Source organism: Bacillus sp. FSL K6-3431, from assembly GCF_038002605.1.
GTDB lineage: Bacteria > Bacillota > Bacilli > Bacillales > Bacillaceae_C > Lederbergia.
Window position 1 is genome coordinate 4929167 of the sequence record NZ_JBBOCT010000001.1, and the last position, 25760, is coordinate 4954926.

26 protein-coding genes and 1 riboswitch are annotated in these 25760 nt (G+C 37.0%); of the genes, 21 read left to right on the top strand and 5 right to left on the bottom strand.

Translation table 11 applies throughout. The annotated features are described in order from the left end of the window. Nucleotides 1–66 precede the first annotated feature (66 nt). The 4 genes from MHB53_RS23505 to MHB53_RS23520 all read left to right on the top strand — a co-directional run bounded on the left by MHB53_RS23505 (nucleotide 67) and on the right by MHB53_RS23520 (nucleotide 3599). Nucleotides 67–849: a carbon-nitrogen family hydrolase gene (locus tag MHB53_RS23505; protein WP_340923152.1), complete on the top strand. Its 783-nt coding sequence runs from the start codon at nucleotides 67–69 to the stop codon at nucleotides 847–849. 49 nt (nucleotides 850–898) lie between these two features. Next, nucleotides 899–1003, top strand: a riboswitch (SAM riboswitch). Nucleotides 1004–1082: 79 nt separating this feature from the next. Continuing rightward, on the top strand, nucleotides 1083–2096 hold the full coding sequence (locus tag MHB53_RS23510) for a methionine ABC transporter ATP-binding protein (protein WP_340923154.1): 1014 nt from the start codon (nucleotides 1083–1085) through the stop codon (nucleotides 2094–2096). Then, the gene (locus MHB53_RS23515) at nucleotides 2086–2751 is read left to right on the top strand and encodes a methionine ABC transporter permease (protein ID WP_340923156.1); all 666 of its coding nucleotides are present in this window, start codon (nucleotides 2086–2088) and stop codon (nucleotides 2749–2751) included. Before MHB53_RS23510 ends, MHB53_RS23515 begins: the two co-directional genes overlap by 11 nt. Nucleotides 2752–2771: 20 nt before the next feature. Further along, complete coding sequence (locus MHB53_RS23520; RefSeq protein ID WP_340923159.1) at nucleotides 2772–3599, top strand: MetQ/NlpA family ABC transporter substrate-binding protein; 828 nt, start codon at nucleotides 2772–2774, stop codon at nucleotides 3597–3599. A 176-nt stretch (nucleotides 3600–3775) separates the two neighbouring features. Here MHB53_RS23520 and MHB53_RS23525 read toward each other — a convergent pair whose 3' ends face one another. Next, a complete protein-coding gene (locus tag MHB53_RS23525; protein WP_340923161.1) occupies nucleotides 3776–3997 on the bottom strand; it encodes a DUF1128 domain-containing protein in 222 nt (73 codons plus the stop codon). A gap of 702 nt (nucleotides 3998–4699) precedes the next feature. Here MHB53_RS23525 and MHB53_RS23530 point away from each other — a divergent pair. After that, nucleotides 4700–5560 carry a YihY/virulence factor BrkB family protein gene (locus tag MHB53_RS23530; protein ID WP_340923163.1) on the top strand — a complete coding sequence of 287 codons (861 nt, stop codon included), beginning with the start codon at nucleotides 4700–4702 and terminating at the stop codon, nucleotides 5558–5560. Nucleotides 5561–5609: 49 nt separating this feature from the next. Here the strand turns inward: MHB53_RS23530 and MHB53_RS23535 are convergent, their stop codons facing one another. After that, on the bottom strand, nucleotides 5610–7538 hold the full coding sequence (locus MHB53_RS23535; protein ID WP_445661476.1) for a heavy metal translocating P-type ATPase: 1929 nt from the start codon (nucleotides 7536–7538) through the stop codon (nucleotides 5610–5612). Nucleotides 7539–7693: 155 nt separating this feature from the next. Next, nucleotides 7694–8857, bottom strand: coding sequence for an MFS transporter (locus MHB53_RS23540; RefSeq protein WP_340923166.1), 1164 nt, complete (start codon nucleotides 8855–8857; stop codon nucleotides 7694–7696). A 140-nt stretch (nucleotides 8858–8997) separates the two neighbouring features. Between MHB53_RS23540 and MHB53_RS23545 the strand changes: the two genes are divergently transcribed. The 13 genes from MHB53_RS23545 (at nucleotide 8998) to MHB53_RS23605 (ending at nucleotide 21461) form a co-directional block, all read left to right on the top strand. Then, the gene (locus MHB53_RS23545; protein ID WP_340923169.1) at nucleotides 8998–9381 is read left to right on the top strand and encodes an OsmC family protein; all 384 of its coding nucleotides are present in this window, start codon (nucleotides 8998–9000) and stop codon (nucleotides 9379–9381) included. 35 nt (nucleotides 9382–9416) lie between these two features. Next, nucleotides 9417–10472 (top strand): calcium/proton exchanger, encoded by a 1056-nt coding sequence (cax, locus tag MHB53_RS23550; RefSeq protein WP_340924942.1) that lies wholly within the window; start codon nucleotides 9417–9419, stop codon nucleotides 10470–10472. A gap of 82 nt (nucleotides 10473–10554) precedes the next feature. Further along, entirely contained in the window at nucleotides 10555–11349 is a 795-nt protein-coding gene (locus tag MHB53_RS23555; RefSeq protein WP_340923172.1) for a YfkD famly protein, read from the top strand. A gap of 119 nt (nucleotides 11350–11468) precedes the next feature. Beyond that, nucleotides 11469–12266 (top strand): delta-lactam-biosynthetic de-N-acetylase, encoded by a 798-nt coding sequence (gene pdaA / locus MHB53_RS23560; protein WP_340923175.1) that lies wholly within the window; start codon nucleotides 11469–11471, stop codon nucleotides 12264–12266. Nucleotides 12267–12500: 234 nt separating this feature from the next. After that, nucleotides 12501–12935: an SRPBCC family protein gene (locus MHB53_RS23565; RefSeq protein ID WP_340923177.1), complete on the top strand. Its 435-nt coding sequence runs from the start codon at nucleotides 12501–12503 to the stop codon at nucleotides 12933–12935. After that, nucleotides 12936–13310, top strand: coding sequence for an ArsR/SmtB family transcription factor (locus MHB53_RS23570; RefSeq protein ID WP_340923180.1), 375 nt, complete (start codon nucleotides 12936–12938; stop codon nucleotides 13308–13310). Between the two features lie 289 nt (nucleotides 13311–13599). Continuing rightward, nucleotides 13600–17601: a hypothetical protein gene (locus MHB53_RS23575; protein WP_340923183.1), complete on the top strand. Its 4002-nt coding sequence runs from the start codon at nucleotides 13600–13602 to the stop codon at nucleotides 17599–17601. Nucleotides 17602–17740: 139 nt separating this feature from the next. Next, complete coding sequence (locus MHB53_RS23580) at nucleotides 17741–18619, top strand: DNA-3-methyladenine glycosylase family protein (protein WP_340923185.1); 879 nt, start codon at nucleotides 17741–17743, stop codon at nucleotides 18617–18619. Nucleotides 18620–18778: 159 nt separating this feature from the next. Beyond that, entirely contained in the window at nucleotides 18779–19009 is a 231-nt protein-coding gene (locus MHB53_RS23585) for a hypothetical protein (protein WP_340923187.1), read from the top strand. A gap of 305 nt (nucleotides 19010–19314) precedes the next feature. Further along, a complete protein-coding gene (locus MHB53_RS23590; protein WP_340923189.1) occupies nucleotides 19315–19824 on the top strand; it encodes a Crp/Fnr family transcriptional regulator in 510 nt (169 codons plus the stop codon). A 121-nt stretch (nucleotides 19825–19945) separates the two neighbouring features. Beyond that, complete coding sequence (locus MHB53_RS23595) at nucleotides 19946–20722, top strand: acetoin reductase (protein WP_340923191.1); 777 nt, start codon at nucleotides 19946–19948, stop codon at nucleotides 20720–20722. A 142-nt stretch (nucleotides 20723–20864) separates the two neighbouring features. Beyond that, nucleotides 20865–21065: a helix-turn-helix transcriptional regulator gene (locus tag MHB53_RS23600; protein WP_340923193.1), complete on the top strand. Its 201-nt coding sequence runs from the start codon at nucleotides 20865–20867 to the stop codon at nucleotides 21063–21065. 24 nt (nucleotides 21066–21089) lie between these two features. Further along, the gene (locus tag MHB53_RS23605; RefSeq protein ID WP_340923195.1) at nucleotides 21090–21461 is read left to right on the top strand and encodes a hypothetical protein; all 372 of its coding nucleotides are present in this window, start codon (nucleotides 21090–21092) and stop codon (nucleotides 21459–21461) included. Between the two features lie 13 nt (nucleotides 21462–21474). On the opposite strand, the gene MHB53_RS23610 is transcribed toward MHB53_RS23605, so the two are convergent. Then, entirely contained in the window at nucleotides 21475–21762 is a 288-nt protein-coding gene (locus MHB53_RS23610) for a YtzH-like family protein (RefSeq protein WP_340923197.1), read from the bottom strand. Nucleotides 21763–21867: 105 nt separating this feature from the next. Between MHB53_RS23610 and trmB the strand changes: the two genes are divergently transcribed. Then, the gene (gene trmB / locus MHB53_RS23615) at nucleotides 21868–22527 is read left to right on the top strand and encodes a tRNA (guanosine(46)-N7)-methyltransferase TrmB (RefSeq protein ID WP_340923200.1); all 660 of its coding nucleotides are present in this window, start codon (nucleotides 21868–21870) and stop codon (nucleotides 22525–22527) included. Nucleotides 22528–22589: 62 nt separating this feature from the next. Continuing rightward, nucleotides 22590–23444 (top strand): YtnP family quorum-quenching lactonase, encoded by an 855-nt coding sequence (locus MHB53_RS23620; protein ID WP_340923203.1) that lies wholly within the window; start codon nucleotides 22590–22592, stop codon nucleotides 23442–23444. Nucleotides 23445–23886: 442 nt separating this feature from the next. Here the strand turns inward: MHB53_RS23620 and MHB53_RS23625 are convergent, their stop codons facing one another. Further along, nucleotides 23887–24198, bottom strand: a complete 312-nt coding sequence (locus MHB53_RS23625; RefSeq protein ID WP_445661477.1) for a PepSY domain-containing protein — start codon at nucleotides 24196–24198, stop codon at nucleotides 23887–23889. 138 nt (nucleotides 24199–24336) lie between these two features. On the opposite strand from MHB53_RS23625, the gene MHB53_RS23630 reads away from it, so the two are divergent. Continuing rightward, the gene (locus MHB53_RS23630) at nucleotides 24337–25407 is read left to right on the top strand and encodes a M42 family metallopeptidase (protein WP_340923207.1); all 1071 of its coding nucleotides are present in this window, start codon (nucleotides 24337–24339) and stop codon (nucleotides 25405–25407) included. Nucleotides 25408–25760 lie beyond the last annotated feature (353 nt).

Below are 25760 nucleotides of genomic sequence, written 5' to 3' on the forward strand. Positions count from 1 at the left end.
TAGCTTAAAATGTTATAACGAAATATAATGTTTGTAAAGTACAGAATCTTTAAGGGGGAATTATGTATGAATTGGAAAATTGGCTGTATCCAAATGGACATAGCATTTGGAGAACCAAAGAAAAACTTTAAGCTTGCAGAACAATGGTTTGAGAAAGCAGCAAAGGAAAAATGTACCGTTATTGTATTGCCTGAATTATGGACAACTGGATATGATTTAGGGCGTCTTGATGAAATTGCCCATGATGATGGAGAAGATGTCATTTTATTTTTACAAGAACAAGCGAAGAAACATAACTTTCATATAGTAGGAGGTTCCGTAGCTAAACAAACGGATAATGGTGTGAAAAATACGATGTATGTCATTGATAAAGAAGGGCAACTTGTGCATGAATATAGTAAGCTTCACTTGTTCCAGCTGATGGATGAACATTTACATTTACAAGCAGGGGATGACGTACCGACCTTTACTTTAGAAGGAGAAGAGGCAGCAGGTTTTATATGTTATGATATTCGGTTTCCAGAATGGTTACGTAAACCAGTTTTAGAAGGCGCGAAAGTCTTGTTCGTAGTAGCTGAATGGCCAGCACCAAGACTAGACCATTGGCAAATACTATTAAGGGCACGTGCGATCGAAAATCAAAGTTATGTCATTGCTTGTAATCGAGCAGGGCAAGATCCGAATAATGTATTCGCTGGTCATTCGATGATTATTGACCCGTGGGGGGAAATAATTGCTGAGGGTGGAAATGAGGAAGAGCTTGTAATAGGCGACATTAATCCACAGGAAATAGAGGGAATCCGCAATCGAATTCCTGTTTTTGCTGACCGCCGTCCAAAGTATTATTGACAAGGGAGTTGTCTTCCTAGATAATAAGTATAATAAATTTAATATCTCCTACTTATCAAGAGAGACCGAGGGATCAGGCCCAATGACGTCCAGCAACCACCTATGGGAAAAGGTGCTAATTCCTGAGGAATGATATCATTCTTAGAGATAAGTCGAAACTTAATATTAATTTTCGATGCCTCTTTCAATGGAAAGAGGCATATTTATTTTGAAGTAGCAAAGAGGTGGGAATCATGATAGCAATAAGCAATTTAACGAAACAGTATCAAACAAACAAAGGAATGGTCACCGGCGTTGACAATGTTTCATTAACTGTTGATAAAGGGGAAATTTTCGGGATCGTTGGCTATTCAGGTGCAGGAAAAAGTTCCCTTATCCGTTGTATGAATTTACTAGAGACTCCAACATCGGGCTTAGTTAAGGTTGATGGCTTGGAATTAACAAAGCTTTCGTCAAATGACCTTCGTAAAGCACGATTAAAAATTGGGATGATTTTTCAGCACTTTTATTTAATTAGTTCTAAAACCATAATTGAAAACATCACTTTCGCTTTAAAAGCTGCTACATATCCAAAAGTAGATCAAAAAAAGAGAGCAGAAGAATTGCTTGAAATGGTAGGTCTTGCTGACAAGAAGGATGTATACCCAGCGCAATTAAGCGGTGGACAGAAGCAACGTGTCGGTATTGCTAGGGCACTTGCGAATAATCCTTCTGTATTATTATGTGACGAAGCAACTTCAGCGTTAGATCCAAGTACAACAAAATCTATATTGGCTTTATTGAAAAAGATAAACAAAGAACTAGGTTTAACGATTGTGCTAATTACGCATGAAATGGCGGTAGTGAAAGAGATTTGTGATCGGATGGCTGTCATGCAAGATGGACGAATTATCGAACAAGGCCAAGTATATGATATTTTTGCCACTCCTGAAACTGAACTTACTAGGCAATTTATTGGTGATGTTCTTCAACTGGATATACCTGAGAAATTGCTCAAGCAATGTACAGGCACCGTCGTTAAAATTCAGTTCAAAGGTTCAAAAGCAGGGGAAACAGTTGTTTCAGATATGCTACAGCGTCACCAAGTAAAAGGCAACTTTTTGCATGGGAACATTGAGTATATCCAAGAAGAACCTTTAGGGATTTTTATTATGGAATTGATTGGCGAGAAAAATGAAGTTGTGAATGCTATTCAATATTTACAAGAAAGAATTGGAAATGTAGAGGTGGTGACACATGGTGCTTGAGCATATGATTGAAATGTTACCAGACCTGAATAAAGCTTTCTTTGAAACGCTTTACATGGTCGCAATTTCACTTATTGTCTCGGTTATTTTTGGACTACCTTTAGGAATTCTTTTATTTATGACCGACCAAGGAATGTTGCTAGAAAAAAAGCTTGTTAATTCAATTTTAGGCTTTATCGTGAATTTAATCAGGTCTATTCCGTTTATTATTTTGCTTGTCTTACTTATTCCTTTAACAAAGCTAATTGCAGGCGGGGTAATTGGTCCTACCGCTGCGTCTGTTTCTTTGTCTGTTGCAGCTATTCCGCTTTTTGCAAGAATTGTAGAAACAGCTCTTCGAGAAATAGATAAGGGCGTGATAGAAGCTGCTATTTCTGTAGGAGCAACACCGTGGATGATCATCAAAGATGTTCTCATTACGGAAGCAAAGCCGGGTATTATTCAAGGTACGACGCTCACAGCGATTAGTTTAGTTGCATACTCAGCGATGGCTGGAACGCTTGGCGGAGGTGGAATCGGTGATTTAGCTATTCGCTATGGGTATTACCGCTATGATACAGTCATCATGTTCACAACTGTAATTGTTTTAGTTATTTTGGTTCAAATTATCCAATTTGCGGGAGATCGTTGGGCCAAGTTAGCAAATAAAAGATAAACATCAGGGGGAATATACAAATGAAAAAGTGGTTTATTGCACTTACGATTATTTTAGCAGTCGGGGTTCTTGCTGCTTGCGGCGGAAAAGATAATGCGGGGCCGAAAGAAGATACGAAAAATATTACCATTGGAGCGACAGCAGGGCCATTTACAGATATGGTAACGAAAGCAATCCAGCCAGGTCTTGAAGAGAAAGGCTATAAAGTAAAAGTAGTAGAATTCAGCGATTATATTCAGCCGAATAACGCATTATCTACCGGTGAAATCGATGCTAATGTATTTCAAAATTTAGTGTACATGGAAACATTTGCTGAACAAAATAAGCTGGAGCTTTCAGAAGTAATTACCGTGCCAACCTCACCAATGGTCATTTTTTCAAATAAATTCAATTCTCTAGATGAGATTACTGATGGTGCAACATTAGCCTTACCAAACGATCCAACAAATATGGGAAGGGCGTTATTGATTTTAGAACAAGAAGGTTTGATTACTCTTAAGGACGATGTAAGCCACTTAACAATTTCCGAGAAAGATATAAAAGACAACGTCAAAAATATTAAATTCCAGCCACTTGAAGCAGGTCAGCTTCCACGTGCGGTAGAAAGCACAGATATGGCAGCAGTTCCAGGAAACTTTGCGTTTGCAGCGAAGATGAATACTGACGAAGGTATTGCAATCGAAGATATGAAAGATGTCTTCAGAAATCGTGTAGTAATTGACACGAAAAATGTGGATGCCCAGTTTGCGAAAGATATGAAAGAAGTAGTAGAATCTAAAGGATTTGAAGATGTAATTGATAAAGAATTTGTAGGTTTCACGAAACCTGAGTGGATGGAATCTCGATAAAAAAAGCGCCCACCTATCCGAATTAGTAAAAACTAATCGAGAACAGGTGGGCATTTTTTAATCTAGAAGTTTTGATGAAAAGTAGCACGTATAAAAGAAAAGGCATTATCAGAAACATGTCCCAGAAACGGAGGCTGTTATGATAATTCCAATATTGAATTGGAATTGCGCTTTGCTTATTTTCTCAGCTGTCCAAGTTCTTCCGCAATAGCTTGCATCTCACTAGGACTGAAACTTGTTTTTTTCATAACTAATGCATAAATTTCATGAAGTTCCTCATACTTTTCTTCATTTAAACTATCAGATTTGATAGCACCTATATTTACCATCTTTAATTTTGTTACAATTTGATTGACCATATATTCAATATTTTCAAGCGTGTTTGTAGTTAAATCCAATCATCTCATCCCCCGGAGTTTTTATCATATCTCCCATAATTCCATTATTCACGTAGTTTGTCAAATTTTTTGAAAAATATAAAGGTTTATCATGGACGATGCGTAGAATCTATTAAAGAAAATACCTATTTAGAAGTTTAAGAATGTAGTTAACAATCATTTGACAAGTAGTATACCTGTTCTTTTTTCCTTGGGGGATATTATTAAAAATATCGTTTTCTTTCGATTGTGTGATGAATGATAACTTGCTGTGTTAGAGGAATAGGAATATCTCACGACATCTGATGCTATGATAGTGATAGAAGAATGAATGTTTTCCATAAGGATGGAGTTCCCCTTAAAGTGCGTGTTCAAAAAGGTGCCAAATTAGAAACAAGAAGTTCGAGGCGAGAAGGTTAAGAGGATCGGACTTGCACAGGATGTGAGATTTCTGTGTTGCTCACAGGACGTACTTGCCGACGTGCTGCTGACCTCTGTGTTGCTTACAGGACGTGAGCGATCTTAACAGAGGTTCCAGTTTTTTACTTAATAGAGGACCTTTTCCTTAGTAGAAGTACTAATTAGCAACGATGAAATTGTATATCAATTGGTGACTTTTTGAACAACCTCTTAAAGACATAGCTAAAATGTTTTACAATATGGAAGAGTGGTAAAGGATATAGAAAATCATAAAGGATTTTTAAATTAGTATGAGGTGGTTAAATGGGGAAAAGACAGTTAACAATTCTAGAAAGTTTAAAAAAAGTCATTGACTTTGTGAAGCTACTTATTAAAAAGATAACGGAAAACGATGTGCCTGGGATGGCTGCGCAATTGGCATACTTTTTTCTGCTATCGCTATTCCCTCTCCTAATTTTTATGGTCACACTATTACCATACACCCCTTTGACTCAGGAGGATATATTCAATGTCATTATAGACTATGCTCCCCAGGAGACATTGACATTGATCGAAAATACTTTAAAAGAGGTATTGGGAAATCGAAGTGGGGGGTTACTTTCCATCGGGATAATTGGCACCTTATGGTCCGCTTCTAACGGTATGAATGCGCTTATGAAATCTATAAATAGAGCATATAATGTGGAAGAAAAGCGCTCATTTATTAAAGCCCGTGGATTGGCAATATTATTAACGCTAGCTATGATATTTGTATTTATTCTAGCCTTGCTACTTCCAGTATTCGGTAAACAACTTGGAGTATTTATCTTTTCTAATTTTGGTCAATCAGAAATGTTTTTGAATATATGGGAAGTCATGCGGTGGGTGCTCAGCCCTGTTATCTTGTTCGCGGTCTTTCTTGGCATTTATTACTTAGCTCCAAGCATGAAAATTAAATGTCTAACAGCTGTTCCAGGGGCGATTTTTGCAAGTCTCGGTTGGATTATCGTTTCACTTGGATTCTCCTATTATGTAACAAATTTTGGGAATTACTCATCCACATATGGCAGTATTGGTGGAATAATCATTCTTATGCTGTGGTTTTATATATCCGCAATTATCATCATGGTTGGAGGAGAAGTGAACTCTCTGATGGGGGAACGAAATGGAGACTGTAAAGCGTAAAAAAACACCTGTTCTGGAAGAAAGAGCAGGTGTTTTTTGAGAAAGAAAGTCATGAGCGCAGCAGTCTTAATCCGTTTAAAATAACCAATATGGTGCTGCCTTCATGGCCAATTACACCAAAGGGTAGATCAATTAGTGCGAAGAAATTGGATGTAATTAGTATCAATATGACAGTAATGGAGAAAATGATGTTTTGTTTTATAATTAGGTTCATTTTTTTCGAAAGTCGAATGGCCTGCTCAATCCTTGTTAACTCGTTTTTCATTAACACAACATCAGCTGTTTCAAGAGCGATATCTGAACCTTGCCCCATGGCAATACCCACATCAGCTGTAGCTAGTGCTGGCGCATCGTTTATGCCATCTCCTACCATTGCAATTACTCCGTGCTTTTCCTTTAGTTGTTTAAGATGATTTACTTTTGTCTCAGGTAAACATTCAGCGATAAAGCTATCCAGATTGGCTTCCTTAGCTATAATACTTGCTGTATTTTCGGAATCGCCAGTTAACATGATGGTTTTTATTCCCATTTTATTAAGACTGGTAAGGGCAGTTTTTGTCTCGGAGCGAATCACATCTTTTAACCCAATCATTGCGACAATTCCGTACTTATCTTTAACAAAAACAATTGTTTTTCCTTCTTGTTCTAGTAAGTTTCCTGTTCCCGAAGCGAAAGTAGCGGCATCTTGTTCGCCAACAAAATCTTGCTTTCCAACAAGCCACTCTTCACCAGCAATCATTGCTTTAACTCCCCAACCAACTACATCTTCAAGATTATCGGGTGAGAATAGATTAAGCTCTATTTTGTCTTGCGCATAGCGGACAATCGCTTGAGCTAGTGGATGATTTGACTCATTTTCTATCGAAGCAATTATCTGTAATACCTGCCCATAATCTGTATTTTCCCTTGAAATAAAATCAGTTACTTCGGGGTGTCCTTTTGTTAATGTACCCGTTTTGTCAAAGGCGATCGCTTTTACATTACTAATATTTTCTAAATGCGCGCCTCCTTTAAACAATATACCGTTTCTTGCCCCGTTGGAGATCGCGGATAAGGAAGCGGGCATGATTGCTGCAACAAGCGCACAAGGAGAAGCTACAACGAGTAAAATCATTGCCCGATAAAATGTATCTGTCCAAGACCAGCCAAGAACAAAATGAGGAAGAAACATCATCAATAATACGATGAGTAAGACGATTTTAACGTAGATACCTTCGAATTTCTCAATAAAAAGTTGGGAAGGTGATTTTTCACTTTGTGCATTTTGTACGAGCTCAATTATTTTATGAAAAAGAGTGTCATTACTTTTTTTCTTGACCTCCGCAGTGAATGAGCCTGTTAAATTGACTGTTCCTGTGAAAATATTATCGCCGACTTTTTTATCTGCAGGTATAGATTCACCTGTTATTGTAGCCTCGTTCACTGTTGTGTGGCCTTTCGTAATTTTTCCGTCTGCAGGAATCCTTTCGCCTGCTTTAACTAAAATACGATCGCCAACTAAAAGATCAGAGATAGAAACAAGTTCTTCGATTCCATTTGTGATCTTTAAAGCATTTTCAGGTTGAATATTCATGAGGTTGGATATTTCTTTATGACTTTTATTCATCGTGTACGTTTCAAGGGCGCCACTTAAAGAAAAAATGAAAATTAATATGGCCCCTTCCGTCCAATAGCCAATTGCTGCGGATCCAATTGCTGCAAAAATCATCAGCATTTCAACATTAAGCTCTTTGTCTTTCAGTGTTTCTTCTATACCTTCTTTCGCTTTAGCAAAACCACCGATGAGGAAAGCGAAGAGAAGTATAATAATCGAAAGAGTACTATTATTGGATCTGCTAATAAGCCAACCGCATAAAATAAGTATCCCACTTGTCATAGCTGCAATTAATTCAAGATGAGGAAAAGCCTTCATTAAAAATGATGGTGGCTTTGTAGGTTGGGCTAATTTTCGTAAAATTAATGTTTTTCCTTGCGTCATAAATAAATCCCTCCTTTGTATGATTGAGAAGAATAATCATATTCAATACCCTTATTAAATGACGAAAGCTGCCGCCAAATTGGCGACAGCAAAACTAAATAGTAATTAAATATATTAATTATTATATCATAATAATTATAAACTGTGAATTAAAATTACAATTTTGTTTGTTTTTGTTTGAAAAAGATCAAGGCAAAGAAAATCATTAGCAACATTACTGAGATAATATGGAAAAAACTTTTTCCGCTTGTGAATTGTAATGCTATTCCACCTAGAACCGGACCCATCATGCTACCTAAACTAAATAAAATTCCACACATAATATTGCCAGCAGGCAGTAAATGTTTCGGTAGCAAATCTGTCATATAGCTAATACCAAGGGAGAAAGAGGAACCGACTGCCATACCTGCTATAAAGAAACAAAGAAAAATAACTAAGGTTGAATTTCCGAGGAAACCTACCGCTGCAAAACTAGCACATCCAATAAACATCGTCCATGTAAGAATATTGTGGCGCCCGTACTTGTCGCTTAATATACCTAAAGGGAGTTGAAATGCAATTCCTCCAATGGCGAAAGCTGGTAAAAGAATAGAGACAGATTCGATAGAAATTCCCATTCGTAATGCGTAAATAGGAAAGTTCCCATTTAATGATGCTTCTAAAAATCCGTAGCCAAAAGGAGGTAGAAAAGCAACCCAAGCATATGTAAATACTTGACCGAAGCGCTGAAATGTACCAAAAATGGACGTGTTTCCACTCCCGTGATCGGGATGTTCATTGTGAATAAAAAACACAGCTAACCAAGCGAGAATGGCGATGGCCGCCGAAATTTGAAATGGTAGGGCGTCATTTACATAGACAAGTCTTGTCATAAAAGGGCCGGCAGCAAAACCAAGGCCGAAGAACAATCCGTATAATGATATGTTTTTGCCTCTTTTTTCAGGTGGGGAAAAAGAGGTGATCCATGTTTGGGAAGCAAAATGTAGCATATGGTCACCAATTCCAATAAAAAAGCGAAGAGCAAACCAAAACCAGAATGATTGCCAAAGTGGAAAGAGAAATAAAGAAATAGCTACAATGAATCCACCAATTAAAATCATCGGTTTGTAACCGAGCTTTCTCAAAGGAATCTCCATTAAAGGTGATGCAAGCAAAATACCAATATATAATGCGATCGCGTTTAATCCATTTAGTGAAGAAGGTAAACCTGCCTTTTCCAAAATAATAGCAATTAATGGGAGTAGCATTCCTTGTGAAAAACCTGATATGGCTACAATCCCAATTAATATCCAAAATTGTAATTTTTGTCGTTTGTGCATCATCATTATCTCCTTCATTAACATGATTTTAGAGTAATAGCAAAAGAAGGCAATATCAAGCAAATGTGGAAGATTAAAATCGAAAATTAAGGGAAAAGTTGATATAAACATTAATAAAGGTGAAAAAAGGAAAGTATAAAGTGGAATTTAAGATGAAAGATGGCGGTTTTTATGGGGAATTTGCTTTTGGAAGACTCGATATTTCTGGGGAGGAAACGTATGGAATTAGGCCCTATCAACTACTCGTATCATCGTTAGCGGTATGTAGTGGCGGGGTGTTGCGTACAATATTAGAGAAAATGAGGATGGAAATAGAAGATATTCAGATTACAGCGGAACCGGTTAGAAATGGTGAGGCAGTTAATCGGATTGAAAAGGTATGTATTCATTTTAAAATAAAAGGTAGCTTACTGAATGAAAAACGCATTGAAAAGGCAATGAAATTAACGAGAAAAAACTGTTCGGTGGTTCAGTCAGTAATTGGATCGATTGAAGTGGTAGAAACATTTGAGATAATTGAATAGATGAAGATGTTTTGTTGGGAGGAAAAGCATGTATGATGAATAAAATATTTTTAATAATGATTGCGATTGGTTTTCCTTTATCTGTGATTGGTTCATTGCTTCATTTTCCAAGTGTTGTGATGTTTGGTGTGTATTGTTTAACTATTATTGCAATTGCTAGCATCATGGGAAGGGCTACTGAAAGTTTGACAATTGTTGCGGGACCGAGAATAGGCGGATTATTAAATGCAACTTTTGGAAATGCTGTGGAGCTGATCATTTCCATTTTTGCCTTGAAGGCGGGTTTGATCGGAGTTGTACTTGCTTCCCTAACTGGTTCCGTAATAGGTAATCTTTTACTTGTTGGTGGTTTATCCTTTTTCATAGGAGGTTTCAAGTTTAAACGCCAAACTTTTAATGTCTATGATGCTAGGCATAACTCGGGACTGCTTATGTTTGCCGTAATTGTTGGTTTTGTTATTCCGGAGATTTTTTCGCAAGGGATGAGCAATACGAAAACGATCAGTTTAAGTGTCGGTATATCTGTTATCATGATCGCACTATATTTGGCAGCATTATTTTTTAAGCTTGTTACTCATCGAGGGGTGTATCAGTCAAAAAATCAAGTGGAAAATATAAAGGATGAAGTACCGGAATGGAGTAAAACTAAAGCGATTATTATTTTGGCACTAGCAACACTTGCAGTAGCATATACATCCGAGCGACTTGTTCATACATTTGAATCAGTAGGTCAAAGATTTGGTTGGAGCGAATTGTTTATTGGAGTGATCATTGTTGCAATCGTCGGTAATGCGGCAGAACATGCTTCAGCCATTTTAATGGCTTATAAAAATAAAATGGATGTGGCAGTCGAAATTGCGATTGGCTCAACACTGCAAGTTTCCATGTTTGTTGCACCAATTCTTGTGATTGTATCCTTGTTTTTACCTACTTCGATGCCACTAGTATTTACGATGTCGGAAATCGTTGCAATGGTTACGGCTGTGCTATTAACTATCGTGATTGTAAATGATGGAGAATCAAATTGGTTTGAAGGTGCGACATTGCTTGCAGCGTATTTTATTATGGCAATTGGTTTTTATTTGCTTTAATAGGGATAATCAATCTGATTTCGGAAAATCATAAGGGTAGTAGACGGTTTATGCTGTCGTATGATGAAAGGAGTTTACCCTTATGAAGTGGCAAGTCAAAGCTTTTATGTTATGTATCATATTATTATTCGTCATTTGCTTCAGCTCTGACGCTTTTGCACAAACCAAATCGGCAAATGTAAAAATACCTGATTCAGTAGTAAATATTGAAAAAGAAAATACGATGCCACAGTCAGATGAAAATATACCTTATTTACAACCAAGTGAATTTACTAAGGAATTGCTTGAAACATCTGAAGTGACCATTGACAATCCGAATCTGATTAAAATTTTAAACGAATCCGCTATTAATAAATCCCCGTTTTCAATTGGAATGAGAGCTACGATTTATTTAGGAGAATGGCCATTGAATTATAAATCAGATGGCACGGATCCTAATTGGCAATTTCAAAAAATCAATACCAATTTTTACGATAATCGTGAAGGAACAGAAAATTATCAAATCAATTATGTGCAAGAGGCACAAAAATCGATCCAGGGCGGTCTAACAGCTAAGGTACCACAAGTAGAAGACGTACAAAAAATGATCTTACTCCATGCTATGAAAAAAACGAAATTGCCCTTGTCTTTTCAAACGGTGATTGGTAGAGGCACAAAACACCATCAAATATATAATATTGCGCAAGGTAAGCTTGGATATTTACATGCTTTTGCGCCAGCTGTCCATGAAAAAGGACAGGTCACATATGGTGAAGTATATTTAGTTATAAAGGGAACAAAAAGGAAAATTATTGTCAAAAACGTTACATCCCAACCAATAGGGGCTTGGATCCCACTTCAAGGGTATCTTAGCTTTTCATTCCAAGGATCAAACTAAATAGAAGGAGGTAAGTAAAATGTATATATGTACATATTTACTTACCTCCTATTTTTGTCAAGTATTATTTTGTGATATTGGAAAAATATAAGGAAAAGAGTGAAAGGCGGAACAAATAGATGAAAACATGGCAAATGATTATTCCTATTTTATTCCTTGTTTTATTTAAAGCAGTAAGTGTGCAGGCTGTGTCAAATCAGCCGATTCATTGGGGTTTTAATAAAGGCACTAATGAGCAACAGGCGGAAGCGGGAACTGAATATGACCAGCTACTTAATAAGTATGGTGCATTTTATAAAGGAAACAAAGATGAAAAAATATTATATTTAACATTTGATAATGGTTACGAAAATGGTTATACAGGAAAAATACTTGATATTTTGAAAAAAGAAAAGGTACCAGCTGCATTTTTTGTTACTGGCCATTATTTGAAAACTGCCCCTGACCTAGCGAAACGAATGGTTAAGGAAGGCCATATTATCGGAAACCATTCATGGAGCCATCCAGATATGACCCAAATAAGTGAGGAAAAAATAAAAATAGAACTTGCGAAGGTTAAGGATGAAACCAAAATAATAACAGGGCAAGCGGATATGATGTATTTGCGACCACCACGGGGAATATTAAGTGAAAGGTCCATGAAAATAGCACAAGAAGAAGGTTATGTTCATGTTCTCTGGTCGCTAGCGTTTAAAGATTGGCTGACTAATCAGCAAAAAGGTTGGAAGTATTCTTATGACAGTATTATGGCACAAGTCCATCCTGGCTCTGTCATGTTGCTGCACACCGTCTCCAAAGACAACGCTGATGCTTTAGAACGGGTTATTCAAGAGTTGAAAAAAAGGGGATATACCTTTAAAAGTCTAGATGATTATATGTTAAAAGAAAAAGTCAAAAGTCCATTGATATTTGACTGATATCCATGTGCAAAATGGAATAGCGTGGTGTATTCATGTATTGTCAGGAGTTGATAACAGCTCCTTTTTTTATTGATTTAAAGAAGGAAGGAGTTAGACATTATAGTAAGTGGTGGTTCATCATTAAAGTTTTTAGCATATAGGAAAAAAGCTTGACATGAAACCAAAGAGTTCTATATAATCTAAATGTGAAACTAAAAGGTTTTATATCCGTGGAGACGAAGGAGAATGATTATGGGTACAAACAACCAGAATACACTACAAGATGTTAAACAAACAGTTATATTTAAAGCATCTATTCAAAAAGTATGGAATACAGTATCGACCGCGGAAGGCATTGCATCATGGTTCATGCCAAACGATTTTGAACCAGAAGTAGGGCATGAATTCCACTTGCAATCACCATTTGGTCCATCTCCTTGTAAAGTAACAGAGATCGATGCCCCTAACCGCCTTTCTTTTACTTGGGATACAGACGGCTGGATTGTCACATTTATTTTAAAAGAGTTGGGTGATAAGACAGAATTTACACTTATCCATAGTGGTTGGAAACAACCTGACGCTATTCTTCCAAAAGCGAACGAAAAAAGCTCCGTTATTCGCGATAGAATGGCACATGGTTGGATAGATATTGTCAATGAACGTCTTAAAAAGGCTGTTGAGAACTAAGTGTCATTATCAGCAGTAAAGCATGATGTATTTCAAGCTATTGCAGACCCAACTCGCAGAGAAGTACTTAGGCTACTTACTGAAAAAGAATTATCTATAGCAGAAATAACTTCCCATTTTTCTATAAGCCGTACAGCTGTTGCGAAACATCTGTATATCCTTTCAGAAGCGGAACTAGTCAGCGGACGAAAGGTAGGTCGAGAAAAACTATATCAATTGCACCCAGAACCATTAACAGAATTAAAACAATGGCTTTCTTTTTACGAACAATTTTGGAATAACAAATTGTCCATACTCAAACATGTGGTTGAAGATAATAATGGGGAAAACGGGTTAAAATTGATGGAAACTGCACTTGATAAGCAGGATAAATAAAAAGACGTTTGTAAATGACTTTTACGTGAGATGTATGGATGTACCTTAAAAGCCGTCAATAGACGGCTTTTCTTATTGTTAATAATTACAGGATAATAGTTATAGGTCTATATGCACGTTGACACTTACTTGGAATTAACTTACACTATTCGCTATAAGTGGTGATCCAGATGTGAACCAATACTAAGCGGAGGAGGTTGTATAAATCTACATTTATTAGGCCGATATGTAAGCGATTTCAACAGAAAAGAAAGGTTTTTAGTTCAAACTTGAATAATGGGGTGAGGGTATGATAAAGAATGTGTTTCAACGAGCTGGGGTTATTTTATTTTGTTTTACTATATTGATAGGAATGCTACCAGCTTATCCGAAGCTAGCAGTTGCTGCTGATATCGATATTCCAATTGCTAATTCAAATTTTGAAGAGAGTATTCATATTCCTGGGTGGGAGGTTGAAAAAGGTAATGGGACGACCTCAGCTGATCGAAAATTAGAAGGTGAAAAGAGTTTGTCCCTAACTTCAGAGGAAGGGTCTGTTGATACAAAAAGTGTTCCATTTACTGTTTCTGAAGGGGAATATCAATTCCTTGCGAATATTTACTTAGATAATGTTAATACTGTCGATTTTAAATATGGAATGGTATTCTATGATTCTGAAGGCAAATCTCTAGGAGATGAAACGATTTGGACGGCTCCACATGAAATTGGTGAATGGATTAAATTGCAAAACGAGGTTCATGCACCAGTTGGAACGGTATCCGCTGCATTTGTGTTTAATGGTCACTCATCCTCACTGTTATCAGCTTACATTGATGACGTGAAGTTAGTGAAAAAAGATGATGGAAATGAAGTGCAAATAAAAAATAATAGTTTTGAAAGTGCTGTGGAAATTCCGGGCTGGCTATCGACAGGCTCATTGGTAACGGTTGCTTCTTATGAAAATTCTAAGCGCCTCCGCCTTCATGACTATTCTGATCAAATCCAAGCTCAGGTGAAATCAGAGCGAATTCCAGTCTTATCAGGAAAAAAGTATAAGGCGTCGGCTAAGATGAAAGTGATAAAGCAAAGTCATTCAGTTGAATTTGCCATCACATTCTTAGATAGTAAAAATAATCAGGTAGGTTTTAAAAATGAATTATATAAAGGCAAAGCTGGACTTGATTGGCTGGATATTAGCTTGGAAGAAGTTGCGCCGGCAAATGCAGTGACAATGCAAATTGCCTTTAATTCAGGAAAGATTAGTTTGACCGATGTGTATTTTGACGAGCTACTGTTGCAGGAGGGTGCAAGTTCAACGCCATCCGAGGAGATATCTGATAAGATTGTTAATCCTGGCTTTGAAAAGCCGATAAATGAAAATGGGTTGGTTCCAGGCTGGACAGCAGATAGTGGAACACCTGGGATTTCTATTAGTACATCTAATGTGAACAACGGAAGCCAGAGTTTGCATTTCAAAGATGATTCAGACCAATCTGGTTTGCGCGTTTTAAGCGATAAGATAGCAGTTGTGCCAGGGAAATCATACTTGGCGAAAGTGATGACAAATGTAGTTCATCAATCACATAACATCGTCTATGAAGTTCATTATTATGACAGTGAAGATAAAGAGATAAGTGATAAAGTGAAAATTGAACTTTTCGGTAATCTGCCTAAAAACCAATGGACAGAATTGAAAGCTTTTACAGATGTTCCGAATGAAGCGGCATATGCAAGACTTGCTTTTTATTCTGGTGGAATCAGTTTGACGGAGGCCTATTTTGATGATGTGTCTTTTGAATTGGCGGAGGAAGATATATTATTAGAACGCAAATATGCGGAACCTATTAATCTAGGAGAAATGGTTCAAGTGCAATTGGGCCAAGCGTCTGTCATCCAAGAAAATAAAATGGGAGATAATGAAATATATTATCATTCAAATGGTCTTCCAGGAACATTTTCGGTACTAGATGCGGAAACAGGAGAATTAAAATTTTCCGAAGTAATAAAAGGTACAGAAGCATTATGGGCAATGACAGTTGGTAATGATAAAAATGTGTATTTTGCCGGGACTGGCGATGGTAAACTATATCGTTATGTACCTGAACTTAAAAAAGTAGAAGAATTAGGTGTAAACCCTTCAGATGATTGGGTGTGGGATCTAGAGGCTACAGAAGATGGGAAAATTTATGGGTCTACATATCCCCATGCAAGTGTTTTTGAGTATGATATTGAAACCGGGAAGTATAGAAATTATGGAACGATAAAAGAAGGACAGCAATATGCTAGAGGAATTGCTGTTACAGATGAACATATATATGTAGGTATCGGAACAACCAAACATCTATTTAAAGTTAATAGAGTCTCTGGTGAGAAAGAAGAAGTGATGATTGAAGGTCATTCTGGAGAAGATGGCATGATTGAAAACATGTTTGTCATGAATGATAAGCTTCTTGTGTCTGTTGGTTCTATTACAATGCTTGTGATTGATCTTAAAACAAATGAGATCATCCATACATTTAAATATAGTAATATGATTTCAGAGCCATCGCCAGATAATCCTAATCTCATCTATTACAAATTTGAGAACCGTTTGTATCAATATGATTTTACCACGAATGACTCCAAGTTAATTGAAGGTATTCCTATGCTTCCAGACACCGTTCGTGTGAAGGATATGGAGTGGATCACTTTAACAAATGGAAAAAAAGCTTTGGCAATGATAACTCAATATGGTGAGTACATGCTTTACGAGCCAAAAACCAATGAGTTAACATTTATAGAATTAGATATTTCTTCGCAAGCTGTGGCTATTCAAGCACTTAAAACAGGAGAAGATGGGCAGTTATATATGGGCGGTTATCAGAGGGGGATGAGTGTTTATAATCCCTTTGCAAAAGAGCTAGAAGTGAACATCCCTTCCTTTGCGCAACCGGAAGGAATAGGATTTTTAAATAATAAAGTGTATTTTGGAACCTACGTCGGCGCTATTATGTACAGCTATGATCCACTAAAACCGGTTGATTTAAATAATAATCCTAATTTTGAATATGATATTGGGGATCAGCAGGACCGACCATTTGCTATTACATCAGGAGACGATAAATTATTTATTGGAACTGTTCCTGATTATGGTGTTTTAGGTGGCGTCCTAGCCATCTATGATGAAAAGGCGGATAAGTGGTCACAATATCGAAATATTGTACAAGATCAAAGCATCATTGGTTTGGCTTATAAGGATGGCAAACTATACGGTAGTACATCGGTCTGGGGTGGATTGGGAATAGAGCCAAAAGCAGCGGAAGCGAAAATTTTCGTATGGGATGTTGAAACAGGAAAGAAAATAGATGAATTTACGCCAGAAATTCCAGGGATAGATGAAACGCCGAAAATGATTGGTGAGCTTTCATTTGGTCCCGATGGAAACTTATGGGGAGCCGTAGATGGAACAATATTTGCAATGGATCCTGAAACAAAAGAAATAGTGAAAAGCAAAGTAATTCGCCCAAGCTTATATAATAGCAGTAAATGGTTCCCATATCGCTTGCAATGGGCTCCAGATGGCATGCTTTATACAACATTATCACGAAAGCTCATAGCTATTGATCCAGAGACTTTAGCCTATCAAGTCATTGTCGAAGATTTTATGAATAACATGACAATTGGCGAGGATGGCAGCATATTTTATGCTTTAGGAAGTGAGTTATTCCAAATAGCAATTCCAGAAACGGATGCAACATTAAAATCTATTAAGGTTGATGGGAAATTACTAACAGGTTTTTCACCTGGAATGATGAAGTATACAATTAGTTCAGCACAAAAAAATAATCTAGAAGCTGTAGCGAATCAACCAGGTGCACAAATAGAAATGGTAGATAAAGAAAATGCGACAATTATTCGTGTTACAGCAAGTGATGGAAAATCGATGAAAGAATATAAAGTAGCATGGGAAAAAGGGACTGAAGAACCTCAATATGCCATGAACGTAAAAACAGTCTTCTTAAATAAAAAAGGCAAGATGATTAATCATTTATCACCTAATGATATGGTAACTGCGGAAATCGATGTCACAAACCCGATAAATAAGAATCAAGATATTATCGTAGTGATGGAACTGTTGAACGAGCACGGTAAAGTAATAGATGTTTCCCATGCTTCAAGAACCATACCAAAAAATAAAACAAAAAAGATGTCGACAAAATTAAAACTTCCTTCCAATATAAGTGGTTATAAAATAAAAGTAACGGCATGGGAAGGCAAAAAGATGATAGAAGATATGGTACCATTATCCAATGAATTTGTGATTAAGGAGTAATTTGGAGGAAAGCCGTATGAGATGTACTCATCTTCATACGGCTTTTTCTGATTTTTAAAGAAAATTCTTATTGCTTTAGTTCAAGCGTTTTCCTTTCATGTATAATAAGGAGAAATTGGTTAAATAGGAGGTGAAGTTTATGTGGCAAGAGAAAATAGAAGTTATTGGTCCCTATCATTTTGATTTAGCGTTAAGCAGACTTGCAATTGATCCGCTTCATATTGTCGACCGCAAGGAAAGGACTGTAAAGGTTCCTATCTATGGGAAGATTCCGGAAGTCGCAACAGTACAGGCAGTTGGAACAACAGAAAAACCAGCTTTTCTTGTAAGTGGTTTTGATCATTCGACGAAAACGTATGTGCTTGAAAAAATTAGTTTTATTTTTCAGTTGCATACTTCACTTAATAAAATTCAAGAACATTTTTCAGAAACAGCGTTAAAAAATATTTTTGATATTCATCGCGGGACACCAATCGTACTTGATTTTTCTTTGTACACTACTTTAATAAAATCGATTATCCATCAACAGGTGAACTTAGCATTTGCGTTCTCACTTACCGAACAATTCGTAAAAACATTTGGCTTCCAAATCGACGGTATCCCTTTTTACCCAACAGCTAAAACAGTGTCTGGGTTACATATAGAGCAATTAAGGAAGCTAAAATTCAGCCAGCGTAAAGCGGAGTATATCATTGATTTATCGAAAAGCATTACAAACGGTGAGTTGAATCTAGAAGACTTATCGCAACAATCGGATGAATATGTAATGAAAGAATTAGTCAAGATACGTGGGATTGGTCCGTGGACCGCACAGAACTTTCTATTATTCGGACTTGGTCGACCTAATCTTTTTCCCTACGCTGATATTGGTATCCAAAACGCAATGAAGCAATTATACGGCTTAGAGCGAAAACCAACGATGGAGGAAATGCTGAATTATAGTATAGAATGGCATCCATATCTCAGCTTTGCGTCCCTTTATTTATGGAGAAGTATAGAACCCAAGAATGAAGGGTAATAAATTCCATATTTAAAGACAAAGTACTGATATTGTTTAGGTGAGATGGTTGTTACTATTATAATCTATTAAGTGAAAATGGTTTTTAACAACATTTATTTTATTCGGAATATATACTATACTTAATGGGGTTAGACAATAATAAAAGAGGTGGTTTTCTTGACAGGGATAATTACAGTTGTCATGATTTTTTCAATTCCAATTATTGCGATCATTACAGATCATATTCAAGAGAGCGCTAAGAGCAAAAGTAATATGCTTAAAGAAGAGTTGGAGCTAGAAAAACTTAAACATGAGAATTTTTTACTTGAAACAGAAAAACTTAGACTAGAACTTGAACAAATGCAGTTAGCCCATCCAACAGAAGATGCATATAAACTTATTAAATAATTATTATTTTGAAGGACGCGAGATATAGTCAGGCTTTTCTCTATGATGTGGAGAAGGCCTTTTTGAATTAATCGAGAATACAAGAAGGCAGGATATTAGCTAGATTTATGGAGATATTAATTGTATGTGTCATATTTGTGAAACTAATCACAATGTGTTGTTTTTAAATCAAAAACATAGTATATTAAGAGTGTAAAGAGAACGTGAATTAATTCACATATGCCGCAGTGAAGAACTAATATTTTTTTAATCAATCATGTGAATGAATTCACAATCGTGCAAAAACAGAATAAGGAGTGATTCAAATGATGACAAAATGGTATGAAAATCGGTGGATAGCAATTATTTGGGGAGCATTAAGAATTTGGTTAGGTGTTCAATGGCTACAAGCTGGATTGGGGAAAATGGGTACATTTGATGCAACAGGCTTTTTAACTGGAACGATTGCAAAAGCAGGTGGAGAAGCACCCGTCGTTCAAGGATGGTACGCAGGATTCGTAGAAACAGTCGCTCTACCAAACGTCAAGTTGTTTAACATTTTAATACCTTGGGGGGAAGTACTTATTGGTGTAGGATTAATTCTTGGCGCACTTACAATCCCTGCACTAATTGCAGGAGCCTTCATGAACTTAAACTTCTTAATGGCAGGCACGATCAGCACTAACCCGATGCTATTAGCAGTAGCAATTATTCTTCTATTCGTTGTAAAAGGCACAGCATATTATGGAGTGGACAGATTCCTAGTTCCAACAGCAATAAACAACTTGAAAGATAAAGGCATTTTTAAGAAAACGCGTGGAGCAACAGCACTATAAAAATACAGAGGAAACGAGAGGGGCCATTGGCTTTCTCGTTTCTTTTGTTCGTGAAACCTTGGTTTAGAACTTTACTTAAAGGAAATAGTAGACATATACCAATAAAAGGAGATGTTACATAATGGGAAATCAAAAAACAGCGGTTATTACGGGGAGTGCGCAAGGTATTGGCAAAGGCATTGCAAAACGATTAGCAAACGATGGTTTTGCAATCGTTCTAAGCGATATGAATGAAGAAGTGCTTCAAGGGACAGTTAAAGAATTCAAAGAGAAAAACATCAACGTTGCTTCATTTGTTGGGGATGTTTCCAACCCTGAGGATCAAATAGCTTTAGTTAATACAGCTGTGGAACATTTCGGTAGCGTGGACGTTTTTATTAATAATGCGGGAATTGAACAAGTTTCCCCCCTTGTTAATGTCCAGCCAGCTGAGTTAGAAAAAGTTTTTCAAGTGAATGTATTTAGTGTGCTATATGGAATTCAAGCTGCCGCTGAGCAAATGAAAAAGCAGGAATCAGGTGGTAAAATCATTAATGCATGTAGTATTGCGGGGCACCAAGCATTTTCCATGTTAGGTACTTATTCTGCTTCAAAATTTGCTGTTCGAGCATTTACACAGGCAGCCGCACAAGAGCTTGCAAAAGATAAAATCACTGTAAATGCGTATTGTCCTGGGATTGTTGGCACAGGAATGTGGGATAGGATAGATGCAGGCATGGTTGAATATATGGGTTTAAAAAAAGGAGAAGCCTTTAAAAAATTTGCTGAAGGCATAGCGTTGGGTCGTACACAAGAACCAGAAGACGTGGCAAACTTTGTTTCTTATCTTGCGTCTTCAGACTCTGACTATATGACCGGCCAATCAATTATGATTGATGGTGGTATTGTATATAATTAAACAATCGTCAGAGTATAACAAAAACGAGAGAGCATTTTCGCTTTCTCGTTTTTGTTTGTTTTATATGTAAAGGTTACTTGACGTAAAGGTAACTTTACATTATGCTGAAACTATCAATGTGAGGTGAAGAAGGTGAAGAAGTTTGCAAAATAACTTAGTCGAGTTTAGAAAAAAGTTTGGACTATCGCAAGATAAATTAGCTGAAACAGTCAAAGTTTCTAGGCAGACGATTATTTCCATTGAAAAAGGTAGATACTCACCTTCCCTACCACTTGCTTTCGAATTAGCGAAAACCTTTCACACGACGATCGAAGAATTATTCATTTATGAAGAAGAGAAATAAACAGTAATTGGAGGAGGATGGGGAATGGAAAATAAAGTAATTAAACAAATACTAGTGTTATGGATTCCAGCCATTGTTTTGATATTTTCTATTTATTTATTATTCACAGGTAAGAGCGGAATCGTAATCGGACTAGCTCTTCTTGGTATGGCATTAGATGGATTTGTTGATTATAAATTAAAAGGATTACATCTAGAAGGCGATGAAAGATATCGTTTAATCATACTAAAAGGTTCAGACTTTGCCCATCGACTTACTTTTTCAGCTATCATCATTTTAATTGTAATTCACTTTTTATATAAGCCACTCGAAACGAGTATCGTATTACTTTTATTACTCGTTATTACCTACGCAAGCTCAGCTGCAAGCACATTATTTTTGAGTTATAAAAATTAACAAGACAATATAGTTAAAGTAATGCTGAATATGTATCGATTTCCCCTACCCATTGGGAAAGTTGTTCCTGATTAGAATGGATGTGGTTGTTTAGATCGTTAGATTGACATCCTTCTTGGCAATATGCGTATATGTTTTCGAGAAGTGGCTGCATCTGTTCGGGTATCGCTTGATTTCCTAATAATGATTGAACGAGTCGCTCCAGTTGCTGACATTCAGAAACAGTTCCACAACAGTCTTCCAAATGATTATTTAAGATATCTTCTAATAATTGGACTTGATTATTATGTGTGAGGGACATTTTTATCTTCCTTTCTTGTGAACGTAATGCTAGTATGGAACAGTTGAGTAATGATTATTCGTAGATTAAATAAAGGTTTCATTTTATAAAAAAGGAGCATGAAAGATGCGTTTAAGACATAAACCATGGGCGAAAGAGAAAATTGAAACTCATCCGTATTACATTATTCCGAATCCAGAACAATATTATGGGAAATGGAGTACATTATTTGATAATGGGTTTCCAATTCATATTGAAGTGGGTACAGGGAAAGGCCAATTTATTACTGAAATGGCAAAAGCTAATCCGGAAATTAATTATATTGGAATAGAGCTACAGGAAAGTGTGATCGTTGCCGCATTAGATAGGTTGATTGAAGCGGAGCTGCCAAATGTAAAATTAATTAATACTAATGGAGAAGATTTGCGAAAGTTTTTTGCAAAAAGTGATGTGGAACGTGTCTATTTAAACTTTTCCGATCCATGGCCAAAGAAACGTCATGAGAAAAGACGGCTAACGTTTGCCGCCTTTTTAAATGTGTATGAAGACGTGCTTGTAAACGGAGGAGAAATCCATTTTAAAACAGATAATCGTGGGTTATTTGAGTACTCACTAACAAGCTTTTCAAAGTATGGTCTTTTATTAACATACGTAAGTCTCGATTTGCATAATAGTGAATGTGAAGGAAATATAATGACCGAGTATGAAGAAAAATTCTCTGCTAAGGGCCATCCAATTTATCGCTGTGAAGTAAAATATCAAAATGAGTTAACTGACGATCATTGATCGTCAGTTTTTTGCCATCTTTAGTGTTACAATCGAGAAAAGAGTTTGGAGGGTGGAAGAAGATGGAGAAATTGCAGCTTGGAAAACTAACGTTAACATGGCTAAATGGTGGAGACACTTATATGGATGGCGGTGCGATGTTTGGTGTGGTACCGAAACCTTTATGGACAAGAAAATATCCTGTAAATGAAAAGAACCAAATTGAATTAAGGTCAGATCCCATTTTGCTACAGTTGAACGGGAAAAATATTTTGATTGAAGCTGGGCTAGGGTATGGGAAATTGTCTGATAAACAAAAGCGAAATTATGGTGTGACAGAAGAATCAAAGGTGGAGCAATCTTTGGCGAAGCTTGGACTGGTACAAGAGGATATAGATATAATATGCATGACACATTTGCATTTTGATCATGCTGGTGGGCTTACGAAACGAGAAGGAGCTGGATTAGTATCGACTTTTCCTAATGCAGTTATTTTTGCATCTGAGATTGAATGGGAAGAAATGCGAAATCCAAATATTCGCTCCAGAAATACATATTGGAAAGAAAACTGGGAGCCAATTGTCGATCAAGTACAGACTTTTTCAAATGAAAAAGAAATTGAAGGCGCAATCAAGATGATTCACACTGGTGGTCATAGTGATGGCCACTGCATCATCACAATCGAAAGTAATGGAGAACGGCTCATACATATGGGAGATTTAATGCCTACACACGCACATCAGAATTCACTGTGGGTACTTGCCTATGACGATTATCCAATGGACTCCATCCGCGCAAAAGAAAAGTGGATACCTGAAACTGTAAAAGCTAGAGATTGGTTCACATTTTACCATGATGGCCATTATCGCGCGTTAAAATGGGATGAAGAAGGCAATATCATTGCGGCGGTAAAGCGGAAAAGAGCGGATACCGAGTAATGTGTTATGCAGTTCATGAGTGGCTGGTAAATCTGGTGAGTGGCATGTAAAACCGGTGAGCGGCTTATAAATCTGGTGAGTGGCTTATAAAGTTGGTGAGTGGCTTATAAAGTTGGTGAGTGGCTTATAAAGTTGGTGAGTGGCTTATAAATCTGGTGAGTGGCATGTAAAACCGGTGAGCGGCTAATAAATCTGGTGAGTGGCTAATAAAACCGGTGAGTGGCTTATAAAGTTGGTGAGTGGCTAATAAAACAGGTGAGCGGCTTATAAATCTGGTGAGTGGCTTATAAAGTTGGTGAGTGGCTCATAAAATTGCTAAGTGACCCGTAAAACAATCTAGTAGTTAGTAAAGCGCTGTGATTCTCCCGCAGTATTCGTAAAAAAACACCTAAAGTAGGTGTTTTTTCGCTATCTGTCCTTGGATGTCAGCGTTTGTCTTGAATTAGATGTGATAAACGTCAAGGACAGTTCCTGTGTATGCATCTGCAATGAATTCAAATTGCTCGCGCGTGCCGTTATTGTTCATAGTAATTCCACCACGATAGACTTTTGTTTTGATAGCATATTTTTGGTAGTGTTCTGGTTTCATTTGGAGCCAAGAGCCATCTACACGTCCCTCTTTTTTGAATGCATGTTTTACATTAGCAAGCACCTTTTCACCAGAGACAGTGATTTTTTCATTTGCTTTTGTACTAAGACAATATCCTGTAATTAACCCAGCAGCAGCTCCGCTTAGGAATGTTTTCCAATTCAAAATATACACCTCCACCGTTTCTCGGTAGGTTTAGTATACAGGAATTGCTCTATTTATTCGACTGAAATGATAGCTTTGGAGTTGAAACTTCTGTAAAATATGATCTATCAATCCCAATTTAGAAAGAGGTGGCAAGGAATGAATAAAGATACACTGGATTTATTTAAAACGCTAACAGAGTTACCTGGGACACCAGGAAATGAACATGCTGTTCGAATGTTTATGCGTGAACAACTTCAAACATATTCGGATGAAATTGTTCAGGACAAGCTAGGTAGCATTTTTGGCAAAAAGGTTGGAGATGTAAATGGTCCGACTGTGATGGTGGCTGGACATATGGATGAAGTTGGATTTATGGTAACGAATATTACAGAAAATGGCATGATTCGCTTTCAGACGCTTGGTGGTTGGTGGAGTCAAGTGCTGCTCGCCCAACGAGTACAAATTATTACAGAAAATGGTATAGTAGACGGCGTCATCGGATCAATTCCTCCTCATCTTTTAAGTGAGGGTCAACGGCAAAAGCCAATGGATGTAAAAAATATGCAGATCGATATTGGGGCAGATGATCGGGAGGATGCTTTACATATTGGTATTAAGCCTGGTCAACAAATTGTACCTATCTGTCCATTTACACCGATGGCAAATCCGAAGAAAATTATGGCGAAAGCTTGGGATAATCGTTATGGTTGCGGATTATCAATTGAATTATTAAAAGAACTCCAAGGTGAGACGCTACCAAATATTCTTTATTCTGGAGCGACTGTGATGGAGGAAGTTGGCTTACGCGGAGCTGCAACAGCTACCAAAATGATTAAACCGGACATTTTCTTTGCGCTTGATGCTAGTCCTGCAAATGATATGACAGGTGACGAGAATGAATTTGGACAGCTCGGCAAAGGTACGCTTCTGCGGATTTATGATCGCTCAATGGTGACGCATAAAGGAATGCGTGAATTTATTCTTGATACGGCTGAAACCAATAATATTCCATATCAGTATTTTGTTTCTCAAGGTGGAACAGATGCTGGTCGAGTACATATGGAAAATGAAGGCATACCAAGTGGTGTCATTGGTATTTGCTCGCGCTATATTCATACACATGCTTCGATTATTCATGTTGATGATTATGCAGCAGCGAAAGAAATGATCGTTAAACTAGTGAAGACTAGTGATCGTGCAACAGTTGATTCCATCATTCGGGGATAAAAAGTGGTTAATGACAAAGCCATATTTATTCATTTGGTTTTGGTGATTACATTATAGTACCCTTCGTCTAACATATTAGAGACCCATTTATGCTGAAGTTGCAGTACTTCACCGGTTTTCTAGATATATGTTGATTTACAGGCTTATTACTGAGTTGGTGAATTCGACTCAGTAATAGCTTAGTAACGGATCTCAAGACGAGTGGGCAGTAAGACTCAGAGTTTTTTTTCCATAGAAGGGTCACTATATTATCCGATCATAGTTGTAAGTCTACGTTTTTTATTGATTTTTGTTTATATCAAACAACGTGAAGCCAGTTCATTATTCCTCGATTAATCAATGTAAAATCCCCC